General features: G+C 68.5%; 14 protein-coding genes. 3 read left to right on the forward strand and 11 right to left on the reverse strand.

Annotation, left to right across the window (positions count from 1 at the left end; genetic code table 11):
* Positions 1–78: 78 nt before the first annotated feature.
* On the forward strand, positions 79–1206 hold the full coding sequence (locus ETD86_RS29705; RefSeq protein ID WP_281286981.1) for an acyltransferase family protein: 1128 nt from the start codon (positions 79–81) through the stop codon (positions 1204–1206).
* Here ETD86_RS29705 and ETD86_RS29710 read toward each other — a convergent pair.
* The 10 genes from ETD86_RS29710 to ETD86_RS29755 all read right to left on the reverse strand — a co-directional run bounded on the left by ETD86_RS29710 (position 1199) and on the right by ETD86_RS29755 (position 11291).
* Positions 1199–2041 (reverse strand): hypothetical protein, encoded by an 843-nt coding sequence (locus ETD86_RS29710; protein WP_246148404.1) that lies wholly within the window; start codon positions 2039–2041, stop codon positions 1199–1201. The two genes, ETD86_RS29705 and ETD86_RS29710, sit on opposite strands and share 8 nt — an antisense overlap.
* A gap of 109 nt (positions 2042–2150) precedes the next feature.
* The gene (locus tag ETD86_RS29715; RefSeq protein ID WP_138669598.1) at positions 2151–2972 is read right to left on the reverse strand and encodes a hypothetical protein; all 822 of its coding nucleotides are present in this window, start codon (positions 2970–2972) and stop codon (positions 2151–2153) included.
* Positions 2973–2979: 7 nt separating this feature from the next.
* Positions 2980–3858, reverse strand: coding sequence for a glycosyltransferase family 2 protein (locus ETD86_RS29720; protein WP_138669600.1), 879 nt, complete (start codon positions 3856–3858; stop codon positions 2980–2982).
* Between the two features lie 15 nt (positions 3859–3873).
* A complete protein-coding gene (locus ETD86_RS29725) occupies positions 3874–5349 on the reverse strand; it encodes an oligosaccharide flippase family protein (protein WP_138669602.1) in 1476 nt (491 codons plus the stop codon).
* A 10-nt stretch (positions 5350–5359) separates the two neighbouring features.
* Positions 5360–6337, reverse strand: coding sequence for a hypothetical protein (locus tag ETD86_RS29730; protein WP_246148407.1), 978 nt, complete (start codon positions 6335–6337; stop codon positions 5360–5362).
* Positions 6334–7647, reverse strand: a complete 1314-nt coding sequence (locus ETD86_RS29735; RefSeq protein ID WP_138669604.1) for a DUF4910 domain-containing protein — start codon at positions 7645–7647, stop codon at positions 6334–6336. Before ETD86_RS29735 ends, ETD86_RS29730 begins: the two co-directional genes overlap by 4 nt.
* Positions 7644–8660 (reverse strand): NAD-dependent epimerase/dehydratase family protein, encoded by a 1017-nt coding sequence (locus ETD86_RS29740; RefSeq protein WP_138669606.1) that lies wholly within the window; start codon positions 8658–8660, stop codon positions 7644–7646. The genes ETD86_RS29735 and ETD86_RS29740 overlap by 4 nt, the downstream gene beginning before the upstream one ends.
* Positions 8660–9307, reverse strand: coding sequence for a PIG-L deacetylase family protein (locus ETD86_RS29745; protein ID WP_138669608.1), 648 nt, complete (start codon positions 9305–9307; stop codon positions 8660–8662). The genes ETD86_RS29740 and ETD86_RS29745 overlap by 1 nt, the downstream gene beginning before the upstream one ends.
* Positions 9304–10128, reverse strand: a complete 825-nt coding sequence (locus tag ETD86_RS29750; RefSeq protein ID WP_484213963.1) for a sugar phosphate nucleotidyltransferase — start codon at positions 10126–10128, stop codon at positions 9304–9306. The genes ETD86_RS29745 and ETD86_RS29750 overlap by 4 nt, the downstream gene beginning before the upstream one ends.
* Complete coding sequence (locus ETD86_RS29755) at positions 10080–11291, reverse strand: class I SAM-dependent methyltransferase (RefSeq protein WP_246148413.1); 1212 nt, start codon at positions 11289–11291, stop codon at positions 10080–10082. Before ETD86_RS29755 ends, ETD86_RS29750 begins: the two co-directional genes overlap by 49 nt.
* Before the next feature lie 90 nt (positions 11292–11381).
* On the opposite strand from ETD86_RS29755, the gene rfbC reads away from it, so the two are divergent.
* Together rfbC and ETD86_RS29765 are read left to right on the forward strand one after the other, a co-directional pair.
* Complete coding sequence (rfbC, locus tag ETD86_RS29760; protein WP_138669612.1) at positions 11382–11939, forward strand: dTDP-4-dehydrorhamnose 3,5-epimerase; 558 nt, start codon at positions 11382–11384, stop codon at positions 11937–11939.
* Positions 11933–12763, forward strand: a complete 831-nt coding sequence (locus ETD86_RS29765) for a glycosyltransferase family 2 protein (protein WP_138669614.1) — start codon at positions 11933–11935, stop codon at positions 12761–12763. Before rfbC ends, ETD86_RS29765 begins: the two co-directional genes overlap by 7 nt.
* On the opposite strand, the gene ETD86_RS29770 is transcribed toward ETD86_RS29765, so the two are convergent.
* Positions 12760–14083 (reverse strand): LamG domain-containing protein (locus ETD86_RS29770; protein ID WP_211370402.1); only part of this gene is annotated, 1324 nt, incomplete at its 5' end. The two genes, ETD86_RS29765 and ETD86_RS29770, sit on opposite strands and share 4 nt — an antisense overlap.

Genomic DNA, 14083 nt, shown 5'->3' on the forward strand with positions numbered 1-14083 from the left:
ACGTTACATCGCCGCAGAACGGTTACATCCCGCGGAGTCGGAGCGATAGACCTACGACTACGGCGACGGGGGCTTTGGGTGGGGCTGACAGTAGAGCGTCCGGCAACGCGGGAAAGGCTCGCCGGACTCGACGGTTTACGTGGTCTGGCCGCGTTGTTCGTCGTCCTTCACCATTGCTGGCTCCTGTCCTTCCCCGGGTTTCCGGTCGACGATGCGCCCTGGTGGACGGGGTGGCTGCTCTACGGCCATTTCGCGGTCGTGGTGTTCATCGTCCTGTCGGGCTTCTCGCTGGCGGTCTCGCCCGCCCGCGACAACTGGCGGTTGGGTGGCATCCCCACGTTCTTCAACCGTCGCGCCTGGCGTATCCTGCCGCCGTACTGGGCGGCGCTGCTGTTCAGCCTGGTGATCGCGTGGACGGTCATCCCGCAGCCGGGGCAGCAGGCGCCCACCGGGCAGTCGGTCCTCATCTACGGGCTGCTGCTGCAGGACGTTTTCGGCTCCCCCAGCCCCAACGGGGCCCTGTGGTCGATCGCTGTCGAGGCGCAGCTCTACCTGGTGTTCCCGCTGATGCTGCTGGTCGTGCGCAAGATGGGCGCGGCGGTGATGCTCGGCGCGGTCACCTTGATCGTCGTGGCGGTGGGGGCGCTGGCGCCTGTCGTACCGGCCGTGGACCTGCTGATGCGGCTGACTCCGCAGTTCGCCGCGCTCTTCGCCATGGGCGCGGTCTGCGCCGGCATCGTGAACGCGCGGGAGCGTACGAGCCGTCTGGCCTGGCACTGGTTCGCGGCGGCCGCCGCGGTCCCGGTGCTCCTGCTGATCGTGGTGGCCGGGCCGGAATGGGTGATCGAGAACTTCTTCTGGGTGGACCTGGCGGTCGGCCCGGCAGCCGGGCTGTTGCTGACAGGGGTGGCGACGGGCAAGCCGGGGTGGCTCGTACGGCTGCTCGACACCCGTCCGCTCCGGCGGCTGGGCTCGTTCTCCTACAGCCTCTACCTGATCCACTCACCGATCGTCGTCATGGTGAACCGGCTCGTCGTCGCCCCGCACGTGCCACAGGGCATGCCGGCGTTTCTCCTCACGCTCGCCCTGGCCGTGCCGGCGAGCGTGGGGGCGGCGTGGTTGTTCGCCACGGTCTTCGAATCGCCCTTCCAACGGCACCGGAGCTGGGAAGGCCTGCGCGACGCCGTGCGCGCGCGGTTCAGGTGAGCGTGGCCAGCGCTTCGGCCTCGTACTCGGCTGCGAGCTCTTCCGGGATGCGCGTCAGGTCGTCGGCCCGGTAGAAGTCACGCAGGGTAGTGCCACGGCAGGCGGCGTCCACGTTGGGCGCCGCCGCGCGGGACCGGACGTCGTCGATGTGGACGGTGCGGAAGTCGATGCTGAAGCGGGTAGTACCGGAGGTGTTGGCGACGGTGGAATGCAGGTGCGCCCCGGAGAAGAGCAGCATGCCGCCCGGCTCCGGCACCAGCCGGAGCTCGTCCGGATCGAGCGCCTCCTCCGGCTTGGGCTGGTCCCGGGAGTCGCTGTAGATGTGCTGTGCGGCGGTGGGCCGGCCGACAGCCGTCCATTCCGCGTAGTCGTAACGGCCGCTGCCATTGCGGATGGGGCGGTCGAAGTACTGCGGGTGCAGGGCGAAGACGTTCTCCGGAACCACCTCGTAGACCGGCATCCACCAGTTGACCTGGCAGAACGGCGCGGCGTACCAGCAGTCGCGGTGAGCGTGGTAGGCGTAGGAGATGCCGGAGTCGAGGTAATGATCCGCGGTGGAGGTACGCAGTCTCGGCACGTCGAAGTAGGTCTTGTCGAGCGCCATGCCGAGCTCGTCCATCAGGGCGACCAGGATCTTCTTGCTGGTGGGGTGGTGGATGAAGCGCGGCTTGAGGTCCGCGAGCAGCGCGGCGAACTCCTCGACCGGCATCTCGTGCTGGGCGGTCCGCGGGTCGCGGCCCTCGAACGCCTCCTCGATCAACTCGCGGGCGAACTCGATCAGCTTGGTCGAGGCGGGCGTCGCGGAGTAGAGGAAGACGTCCCCCTTGAAGATCATTTGACGCCGAGCATCATCGTTGATGCGGCTGTTGGCGAGTATTACGGACATAGCGAGATTTCCCCCTCGCGTGGTTCTTTACCTTCTCTCGCCTCGGCTGACGCGTTCGTTACAGGGGCAACTGTGTCTCTGTGTCCGGCCTGCCCACGTAGGTCGAGTAGTCCGGGTGATCGAAGCGATGCAACGCCTGGATGTTGTCGTTCCAGGGGGCGGGAACGGGCCGTTTGTGCCGCAGACCGTTGATCGGAGCCAGCTTCAACAGCTCGTTGTCCTCGTTGAACTCCCGGATGGCGCTGAGCTCGCCGACATAGTCGTTGTGGATGATCTGGTCGTCGTCGCCGACGGTGTCGTCGAGATAACAGAACACGCGGGGCAGGAAATACTTGTGGTCGCCCTTGAACAACCTGAGCGCCGCCGCGGTCGAGGAGTAGAAGTCCACGTCGATGGAGACGAACCCGATCGGCGCCGGCCGCTCGCCGTCCAAGAACTCGCCCACGGTGTCGTCGATGTCGCCCAGGATCAGACTGGCCGTTCCCAGCCGTGCCCGGAGGGCGTCGACGTCCATGACGAAGTCGCCTTCGCGCCAGATGTAGGGCAGGTCCCGGTAGTCGGTGGGTTTGGGCAGCCCGGCGCCGGTGTCGAAGCCGTACACGTCGATCTGCACGCCCGACGCGGCCGTCGCCAGCGCCGCCATGCGATTGAGCTCCACCATGCCCGCGCCCCCCGCGACGCCGAACTCGACCACGCTGATCCGGCCGACGCCGAGGCGCCTGGCCAGTTCGGCCGCCTGCTGCACGCCGTAGGCGTAGTGCGGCCTGGGATAGAGGTCGAGCGCGCAGCGCAGCTCGTACGAGCCGAACGGCAGACGCCGCATGATGGCCAGCAGGATCCGGCCCGGCTGCATGAGCAGCCGCACGATGCGAATCAACACGAGGAGATCATCCTTTCGAGGAGACGAGCCGGGCGGCAAACCCGGCGAGTTTGCGGCTGCGGTGCGCCAGCATCTGCTGCTGCCTGCGCCAATAGGTACGCAGCAGCACAGCATGGGCGCGGCTGCGTTGCTCCGCGGAGAGCTCCAAGATGTCCAGGGCTCGGTACATCGCCCGGAACTGCAGCGTGGTGGCGAAATGCGCGGTCCAGGCCGGGACGCCGAGCGCCGCGGCGATCCCGGACAGGCGCCGCTCCCGCAGGTGGCGGTGGGCGAGAACCTCTGGCACATGTCCCCAGGGCGCGGTCAGCGCGAGCATGGTGGCGTAGACCTCGTCCTCACGAATCATCAGCGGCCGGGGCACGGCGGCCACTCGCTCCCGCCGCATCAGGCCGTAGAGGGGATCGAGCCCGTGGTGCTGGGTGGTGACCACGTCCCACAGCTCGTCCAAGCGGTCGACGGGGTCGTCGGAGAGCATCCGGGTGCCGCGGTAGCGCGGCTGGTGGACCGTCCCGTCCGAGCCGGTGTAACTGATGTCCGAGGTGACCAGGATGAGCCGCTCATCGGCCAGGAACGGCTCCAGGGTCCGGGAGACGTAGTCCGGTTCGAGCAGGTCGTCGTCGCCCATCCAGCGGAAGAACTCTCCTCGCGCGCGCCGGAGCACCTCCACGAAGTTCCCGATCACGTGCAGATCGTGCGGCTGCCGGTAGTACGCGATCCGGCTGTCCTGCCTCGCCAGCTCGCGGCAGAGCTCCTCAGTGCCGTCGGTGGAGGCGTTGTCCGAGATCACCACCTCGATCTCGGCGTGATCCTGGGCGAGCGCCGATCGCACGGCCGCCTCCAGGCGGTCTGCGCCGTTACGGACCGGGATTCCAATGGACACCAGCATCGTTTCTCCTCGAGGTCACCGCGCGCGGGCGGGAAGCAGCCGCACCAGGCGATCGCTCACAAGCTGGAACTGGTCGCGGGTCACGACGACCAGCACGTAGGCCAGCAGGCCGCCGCCGCCCGCCACGGTGAGCTGGACGAGCGGGCTGCCATGGGTCAGCATCGACAGGCCCAGCATGACGGCCGCGCAGAACAGCGCTCCCACGGCCGGGCGGACGAGACCGGGCAGGATTGGAGCGAGCCGTACCCCTGCCCGCTGCACGGCGAGCATGGCGAGCGGAAGCGCGACGACCAGGGCCGCGGCCGCCTGCCCGATGGCGGCGCCGCGGATGCCGTCGAGATTCGTGCCGACGATGACCGCCGGGATCATCGCCGCCGCGTGCCCGAGGTTCATCCAGACCGTCGAACGGGTGGCGCCCTGCCCGTTCAGGACGTCGAGGGCGAAGGAGGTGAGCATGCGCACCACCATCAGGACCGCCAGGAACCGCAGCACGCCGGCGGCCTGCTCCCACTTCAGGCCGTAGATGAAGATGATCAACGGGTGCGCGAGCACCGCCATGAAGACGCCCAGCGGCAGCACCATGGTGATGAGCAGGGGCACGGTCCTCTGCACGCCGAGCGACAAGGACGCCGCGTCACGTTCGGCCAGCCGGGAGAAGCCGGCGATCGACACCATGCGGATGGCGCTGCCGATCATGCCGGGCACCCAGCTCGACACGTTGAACGCCATCAGGTAGAAGCCCAGCCAGTCCTCGCCCATGATGTTGCCGACGATGATGTAGCCCACGTTGAGCAGCATGATCTCCAGCGCGATCCCCGCCGCCGAGGGAATGCCGAACCGCAGCAGCTTGGCCGCGATCTGCCGGTCGAACCCGAACCGGTAGGGCAGCCGCGCGTAGACCAGCATGAAGACACCGGTGACCACGGCCCCCGCGAGCTGTCCCCAGGCGAAGCTGTACGCCCCCGCCCCGTTGAGCGCCAGGACGATGGCGACCGGCGCGTTGACCAGGAAGCCCGCCAGAATCGCCTTGGCGTTCTTGCCCGTGCGGAACCAGCGCAACAGGGCCGCGCTGCGCACCGCCGTAACCGCCTCGACGAGGATGACCGCGGTGAGGATCCGCACCACGGACGTGGCCTCCTCGCTGCCCGCCAGCATCGAGAAGTACGGCGCGGCGACCCAGAAGACCCCGTACAGGCTCAGCGCGGAGATCATGGTCAGCGTCGTGGCAGTGGGGGCGATGTCCTCCAGCCGCCCTCGCCACTGCACGACGGCCGACATGACACCGGCGTCCTTGACGACCATGACGAACTGGGTGGCCGCGAGCGCGACCGCGTAGATGCCGAAGTCCGCCGGCGCGAGGAGCCTGGCCAGGACCAGGCCGAGAATGAACGAGCCCGCGCGGGTGACCAGTGTGCCGAGCAGGCTCCACACCGCCCCTCGACCCGCCTTGCGCCCGATGTCGCTGATGTCCGGGCCAGGTTGCTCTGCCATGCCCGCCTTCCTAGCTCGGCTCGCTGATCCGCTCCAGCCAGATCTCCCGCCAGAACGGGACGAATGCGCGGGGGCAGTTGGATTTGTAGACGCCGTCGCAGATGATCCCCTCGAGTGCGATGCAGGGGTTCTTCATCTCCAGCATCTCGCCGGTCTTCTCGTCGATGCAGCGCTCGACGCGGGCGCTCACGCGGGCGACGCGGCCGCACGAACGCGCCATGTCCTCCTCGAAGCCAAGACCGCGGTTGAATCCCTTGGTGTTCAGCGTGGCGACGATCTCTTCCCTGGACTTGATCCGGACCAGCTCACCTGGCTGGAGGTCGGTCGTGCCCGTCGGCGTGGGACCGGTGTGCGGACCCGGCTCCACGAAGCCCCATGCCAGGCCGCCCTTGACGCGCAACCACTTCGGGAACTTCCTGGAGAGTCTCTGATAGCGGTTGAACAGCCCGAAGAAGAGCGTGCGGAGGGTCGATCCGACCCCGGCGTTCCCCACCTGGATGTCGGTGACGTACTGCCTCATGTCACGGAAGGGGAGTGGCTCCGGGGCCGCGCGCAGCAGCTCTGTCGCCTGGCAGCGGAAGCGTTCCTCGCCTTCCGGGCCCGACTCCCTGTGGGTGTTGACCTCCAGGAGAGGCAGCAGCGGCCGTTCGGCTCCGACCGGCTCCGAGGTGGGCGGACCGTCCACCGGCTTGAGCCAGGCGATCTTCCAGTAGAGCAGGCAGGCGGTCTGGCAGCCGCCATGCGCCGAACCGTCGCAGCGGGCGGCCGTCAGATGGACGGCGGCGTCCAGCCGCCGCATCCCGGTACTGGTCATCGTGTCGCAGAGCTTGTTGGCCACCCTGTGCACAGTGAGCCGCCGCCCGCAGAACCGCGCCATCTCCGGCATGAAGAGGAGGTTGTCCAGTTCGCCCTTCTCATCGAGCGTGGCGAGGATCTCCTCCGCACTGAGGACCTCGACCACGTCGCCGACTTTCAGCGCCAGGCTCACCCCGTCCGCTCCTTCACCAGACCCGCGTTCTGCAGAGCGTGTGCCGCGTCCGCCACTGCCCGGAACGGCAGGCTCGACCGTTCGGCGATGTCCAGGAGGCTGTGCAGCCCGTCAGAAAGGTTCAACACCCACAACATCGCCATCTGCGCCTGCTTCGTGTCACTGCGCCCGCCAAGTGACCCGTACAGGCCGCGGGTCCCCAGCTGGGGCTCGCCGTACGGACTGAGGTTCTGGTAGCGGCGGTTGGCCTCCAGGATCTGTACGGCCGCCCAGAGCGTCTCCAGGGTGTCCTCCATCGCCTCGGGGCGCACGAAGTCGGGGTTGTCAGCCGAGGTGTGGTATTCCGGGTAGCTTCCGTAGGGCGTCCTGGTCAGCGAACCGACGGCGAGGTTGAACCCCGGCGAGCAATACTGCCGCTCGTCGTAGCCGTAGGGAGAGAAGTCCAGGATGGTGTGCGGCCTGTCCTTGAGCACGTGCGCGAAGACCTGGTCGATCTCGGCGTCGCCGCGCCTGCTGCGCTTGTAGGTGATCGCGCCGCTGTCTCCCGCGCAGGCCAGGGTCACGCCGTGCCTGATCCGGTCGGTGTTCTCCCGGTTCAGGGCCAGCCAGGTGATCGCGCCGATGGTGCCGGGCGCGAAGATGAATCGATAGGTGTACCAGGGATCGGACAGCCGCTGCGCCAGCGCGACGGCCACCGCCACCCCGGCCAGGTTGTCGTTGGCCAGCGAGGGATGGCAGACGTGGCAAGAGATCAACACCTCTTGGGAACTGCTGCCGCGGATCACGTGCTCACCGTAGGTCAGGTGCCCGTCGGCGAGCGTGGAGTCGATCTTGACCTCGTACGGCCCGTCCGCCAGCCCGTCCAGGGTGTTCTGGCTCAGGCAGAAGCCCCACGTGTCGGCGTAGTAGCTGGTCCGGTACGGGATCAGATCCGGCTGGCCGGGCAGGGTGTGCAGGTGCGGGCGCAGTTCCTCCAGGGACATGGTGGCCTCGACCGGCACGCTGTATCCGACGACGTGCAGGCTGGAGTCCTGGAAGTCGACCACCTTGTTCCCCGCGGCGTCCTTGATGGAGGCGCCGCGGATGTTCCATTCCCGGGGGATCGTCCAGTCGAGGACTCTGGTCCCCGTCGGCACCTGGGTGATCTCCAGCGGGATCGACTCGCCGATGATCTCCAGGGTGCGCCGCAGTCCTGCGCCGGTGATGCTCCGGCACAGCGGGTAGAGCCGCCGGACCAGGTCGTGCATCTCGGCCCCAGTGATGGCCCCAGTGATAGGCCGGGTGATCGGCCCGGTGAAGGGCGCTGTCATGGTCGTAGGGTGCCGTCGACGGTGCCGGACTCGCGCCGGTCGGCCAGCCGGGCCAGCCTGGTGAAGCGGCGTTCGAAGTCCTGCTTGGTCAGGCCGTGCTCGCGGTAGGCGTCAATGAGCTCCACCGCCCCCGCCTTGACCGTCCAGCGCGCCTCGTAGCCCAGAGCGGCCCTGATCCGGGAGAAGTCGACGCGGTAGGAGCGCGGGTCGGCCCCCGTCTCGCCGGTGATGGTCAGCGTCGAGCCGGGCACCGCGGCGACGACCTCGGCCGCGATCTCGGCGACGGTCACGTTGTTGACCTCGGTGCCCACGTTGAAGGCCGTCGCGTGCACGGCTTCGCGAGGGGCGGCGAGAGCGGCCGCGAAGGCCTCGGCGATGTCCCTGGCGTGGACCAGCGGGCGCCAGGGGGTGCCGTCGGACAACACCCGGACCTCGCCGGTCAGGTGCGCGTGGCCCACCAGGTTGTTCAGCACGATGTCGGCGCGCAGCCGCGGCGAGAACCCGAAGGCGGTGGCGTTGCGCAGGAACACCGGCGTGAAGTCATCGTCGGCCAGCTCGGCCAGGTCGTCTTCGACCCGCACCTTGGACTCGGCGTACGGCGTCACCGGGCGCAACGGCGCGTCCTCGTCCAGCAGGTCCTCGCCGCCGGACGCCCCGTAGACCGAGCAGGTGGAGGCGTACAGAAATCGGCGTACGCCCGCCTCCTTGGCCAGCCTGGCCAGCCGGACGGAGGCGTGGTGGTTGATGTCGTACGTCAGGTCGGGCGCGAGCGCACCGAGCGGGTCGTTGGACAGCGCGGCCAGGTGGATCACCGCGTCGAATCCGGCAACGTGTTCGGGACCCGCGTCACGCAGGTCAACGGCGTGCGCCTCGATCGTCTCGGGCGCGGGGCCGAGCAGGCAGTCGGCGAACAGCCCGGAGTCCAGGCCGGCCACCTGGTGTCCGGCCTCGGCCAGCATGGGGGCCATCACGCTGCCCAGGTAGCCCTGGTGGCCGGTGAGAAGTACCCGCATCAGTTCTCCAGATCGACGGTCAGCTTGGAAACGTGGAACGCCTCGGCATAGCGCGCGTGGCACTCGATGCCGCGGATGCGGGCCAGGCCCAGGAAGGCCTCGCGGTCGTACCAGGGGCGGTGCCGCTGGGAGGCGTAGTGGCGCTGGAGCAGATCCACTTTCAGCTCCGCCACCTCCTCCGAGAGCGGCTGGAACACGGCGGGCGCGGCGAGGTCGCCGTCCCATTTGACGATCTCGTAGCCGAGCGTCAGGTGGTCGCGGAAGGCCGTGGGCACGAGCTCGGCCAGCCCTCGGTGGTCCTGGTGGGCGTCGCCCCGCCAGGGCGCGAAGATCAGGCCAGGCTCGGTACGGGCACGCACCTCCTCCACCGCGGCCTTGGCCTCCTCCCACCTGGCCGGCAGGTAGCCGTCGGGCAGTTTCAGCACGGTGACCCGGAGGTCCGCGCCCGGGCAGAAGTCCGCCAGCGCCGCGCGCTCCTCGTCCTCCCTCTCGCTACCGCCGCCGGACAGCACCAGCGCGTCCACGCGAATGCCGGGTCGGGCGGCGCAGATCGTCAGGAGGCTGCCGCCCGCCCCGATCGCCAGGTCGTCACAGTGCGCGGCGAGCGCCACGATGCCGGTGAGCCGCCCTGGGCGCAGGCCGATCATCGGGACCGTTCCCACAGGGCCCACGGGCGTTCGCCCCGGGAGTAGGCCTCGTCCAGCTCCATCCGCTGGTTCACGGTGTCGGTCGGCCGCCAGTAGCCGCGATGCGGATAGGCCACCAGACGTCCGCGCTTGGCCAGCTCCGCGCAGCCGTCGGCGACCAGGTCACCGTTCTCCGGGATGTGCTGGAAGACCTCCTGGGTCAGCACGAAGTAGCCACCGTTGACCCACACCGGCATCTCGCTGACCGGCGAGATCCCCCCGACCAGGCCGTTCTCGCCCACATCCACGCAGTGGAAGGTCTGGGACGGCGGCACGACCATCATCGAGGCCGCCGCGCCCGAATCGGCGAAGCGGTCGATGATGTCGGGCAGCGGCGCGTCGGTGAGCACATCCGCGTAGTTCGCGAGGAACATCTCGTCGCCGCCCAGGTACGGGCGGACGCGGCGCAGCCGTTCGCCGATCGGGGAGTTGGTCCCGGTCTGCACGAACGAGATGGACCAGTCGGAGATGTCGCTCGACAGCAGCTCGACCTTACCGCCACGTAACACGAAATCGTTGGACGTGGCTTCCTGGTAGCCGAGGAAGAAGTCCTTGATGTGGTGCGCGCCGTAGCCGAGGCACAGGATGAACTCCTTGTGCCCGAAGTGCGCGTAGTAGCGCATGACGTGCCAGAGCAGCGGCCGCGGACCGACCAGCGCCATCGGCTTGGGCACCTCCCCCGGCACTCCGGTTCGCATGCGCGTGCCAAAGCCTCCGCAGAACAGGACAACCTTCACACGACCTCCAGGTGTGGGATCGGGAAGACCAGACGGCCTCCCCATTCGTGCACATAGGAGAGCTGAGCGGTGAGCTCATCGCGCAGGTTCCACGGCAGGACCAGCACATAGTCCGGACGATCTTGAGTGATGCGCTCCGGTGGAGCAATGGGAATCCGGGTGCCTGGAGTGAACCTGCCGTGCTTGTAGGGGTTGCGGTCGACCGTGTAGGCCAGCAGGTCCTGGCGGATGCCGCAGTGGTTGAGCAGCGTGTTGCCCTTCCCCGGCGCGCCGTACCCGACGACCTTCTTGCCTTCGTCGGCGGCGGTGATCAGGAAGCGGAGCAGGTCGCGGCGGACGCGTGCGACCCGGTCGGCGAAGTCGGCGTAGCCGGAGAGATCGTGCAGTCCCGCGGCCTTCTCCCGCGCCAGCACGTCGAGCACCCGCTCGGACGGGCTCCCGGACGGCCGCGCCCACAGCCGGATGGATCCGCCGTGGGTGGGCAGCAGCTCGACGTCCACCAGCGTCAGCCCACCACTGGCCAGCGCTCGCTGCGCGGAGGCGACCGTGTAGTACTGGAAGTGCTCGTGGTAGATCGTGTCGTACTGGTTCAGCTCCATGAGCGTCAGCAGGTGCTGGACCTCGATCGACGCCCATCCGTCGTCGGCCACCAGGGCGCGCAGGCCCTCGGTGAAACCGATCACGTCGGGGATGTGCGCGTAGACGTTGTTGGCCACGACCAGGTCGGCGGGACCGCGCTCGGCCCGTACGGCGGCGCCCGTCTCCGGCGTCAGGAAGGCGGTGAGCGTCGGCACACCCTTGTCCTTGGCCGCCTGCCCCACGTTGGCGGACGGTTCGATGCCCAGGCACCGGATGCCGCGCTCGACCACGTGCTGCAACAGGTAGCCATCATTGCTGGCCACCTCGACCACGAACGACGGCTTCAAACGTTCCACAGCCGCGTCGACGAACTGCCGCGCATGCTGCACCCAGGAGGCGGAATAGGAGGCGAAGTAGGCGTATTCGGTAAATGTCTCTTCAGGCGTGATCAGCGGCGGTATCTGAGCCAGCCAGCAAATGGTACAGACCCGCAGGTGAAGTGGATAGGTGAGCTCGGGCTCGTCGAGTTGTTCCGCGGTGAGAAAGAGCTCACAGGGCGGTGTCGCCCCGAGATCCACCACGCCGACCAGGTCCGCCGAGCCACACAGCCGGCACGATGTCCTCAACAATGGGCCCCACCCGAAAAAGACACGATTTCCCCCTTTGGCCACCCACAGCCGTACTTCGGGTGAGCGCCAAGGAGTGTTACAAGTGTCTTCATGAAACGCCTGAGCATCGATGGAGCATTGCTCTACACCCCCCGCATCCACTCCGATCCACGGGGCGATTTCCTGGAAGCCTTCCGTGCCGCCGACCTGCGGGAGGCGCTGGGACACTCCATAAAGCTCGCCCAGGTGAACTGCTCGATCTCCAAACGCGGCGTGCTGCGCGGCGTGCACTTCGCCGACGTCCCGCCAGGTCAGGCCAAATACGTCATGTGCGTCGCGGGCGATGTGCTGGACGTCGTCGTGGACGTGCGCGTGGGCTCGCCCACCTTCGGCCGGTGGGAGGCGGTGCGGTTGGACGACGTCTCGCGCTGCGGGGTCTACCTCGCCGAGGGCCTGGGGCATGCCTTCCTGGCGCTCAGCGAATCGGCCACGGTCGTCTACCTCTGCTCCACCGCGTACGACCCGGCACGTGAACACGGCGTCCACCCGCTGGATCCGGATCTCGGCATCGAGTGGCCGCTCGACGGGGAGCCGCTCCTCTCGGCCAAGGACGCCGCGTCGCCCACGCTCGAGCAGGCTCGTGATGCAGGGATACTGCCATCGTGGTGAGCGTCGTGATACCGGCCCACAACGAGGCCAAGGTAATAGGCCGCCTGCTCGACGGCCTGCTCCGCGAGGCCGCGCCGGGCGAGTTCGACGTCGTGGTGGTGGCCAACGGCTGCACCGATGAAACGGCCGCCGTGGCGCAGCCGTACGACGTGCGCGTTCTGACGACGCCGGTCCCCTCCAAGCGCGAGGCGCTGCGGATGGGCGATGCGGCGGCGCGTGGCTATCCCCGGCTGTATGTGGACGCCGACATCGAGCTGAGCACCGCCTCCGTTCGCGCGCTTGCGTCCGTGCTGGCCGCGCCGGATGGGCCGCTCGCCGCCGCACCCGAGCGGGAGCTGGCGCTGGCCGATCGCCCCTGGCTGATCCGCGCGTATTACGCGATCTGGACGCGGCTGCCGCACGTGCGCGCCGGGCTGTTCGGCCGGGGCGTCATCGCGGTGAACGACGGGGGCAACGCACGCATCCGTGCCCTGCCCCCGGCGATGGCCGACGACCTGGCCGCCTCGCTCGCGTTCTCACCCGACGAGCGCGTGATCGTGGCCGGCGCTCGTGCGCTGATCCAGACTCCCCGTACGGTCGCCGACCTGATGCGCCGCCGGGTGCGCGCCATGACCAGCGTGAGCGAGCTGGAGCAGACCTCCGCCACGGCCGGAGAGCGCACGGGGATGCGCGATCTGCTGGCCATCGTGGCTGGAGAGCCACGCCTGGTGGGCGCGGCGGCCGCCTTCGCCCTGGTGGCCGTCCTGGCCAGGCGGAGAGCCGCCCGCGCGATCCGCGCGGGCGACTACACCACCTGGCTGCGTGACGAGAGCAGCCGGAGCTAACTGACCGGCGTGTTCATGTCGGTGGTGATCTGTGCCGCGGTGAGCGCCTTGTTGTAGATGCGGACCTCGTCGATGAGACCGCTGAAGTACTCACCCGAGCCGCTGTTACCGCCGATGCGCAACGGACTCGTCCCGGTACGCAGGCTGCCGACCGTGGGGTTGGTGGCCACCTGCGTGCCGTTGACGAACATCCGCAACGTCGACCCGTCGTACGTGGCCGCCACATGACTCCACGTGTTCACCGGCAGATCGCTCACCGCCTGCGCGTTCGCCCCCGAAGAGGTGAAGATGAACGCCCCAGGACCACTGCCACCACTCCCCATGAGCGCATAGGCCAGATCCGCGCCGAACTCCTTCATCAACACCGTCCGCCACCCCGACACGCTGGCCGGCCGGACCCACGCCTCCAACGTCATCCCGCTCGTCAACCGCAACGAGCTCGAATCGGCCACCGTCACCCAACTCGACGTCCCGTTGAACGACAACGCCTGACCGTACTTGCCGACCGCCCAGGTCGCCGAGGTGGCCGTGCCGTTGTTGCCGGTGCCGGAGGAGTCGGCGACGGTGGTGCCGGTGCCCGCGTTCATGCCGTAGGCGGCCACCAGGCCGGTGACCGTTGGGGACTGGGTCACGACCGCCGACGCCTCGTTGGACGACGGGCTGGTGTTGCTGGATCCGTCGAAGGCCACGACGCGGTAATAGTGCGTGCCCGCCGCGACACCCGAGTCGGTGAACGATGTGCTCGCGGTCGAGCCCACCTGGTTCGCGCCGGACGGGGTGAACCCGGCGGTGGCGGATCGGTGGACGGTGTACCCGGTCACGCCGACGTTGTCGGTCGAGGCCGTCCAGGTCAGCTGGGCGCTGCCCGGCCCGCCGGTCGCCGTCAGCGAGCCCGGTGCGGTGGGCGCCTGGGTGTCGGGCGGCCCCTGCTGGCCGACGGGCGTGTTCATGTCGGTGGTGATCTGTGCCGCGGTGAGCGCCTTGTTGTAGATGCGGACCTCGTCGATGAGACCGCTGAAGTACTCACCCGAGCCGCTGTTACCGCCGATGCGCAACGGACTCGTCCCGGTACGCAGGCTGCCGACCGTGGGGTTGGTGGCCACCTGCGTGCCGTTGACGAACATCCGCAACGTCGACCCGTCGTACGTGGCCGCCACATGACTCCACGTGTTCACCGGCAGATCGCTCACCGCCTGCGCGTTCGCCCCCGAAGAGGTGAAGATGAACGCCCCAGGACCACTGCCACCACTCCCCATGAGCGCATAGGCCAGATCCGCGCCGAACTCCTTCATCAACACCGTCCGCCACCCCGACACGCTG

This window comes from Nonomuraea turkmeniaca (genome assembly GCF_005889735.1).
In the GTDB taxonomy this organism is placed as follows: Bacteria; Actinomycetota; Actinomycetes; order Streptosporangiales; family Streptosporangiaceae; genus Nonomuraea; species Nonomuraea turkmeniaca.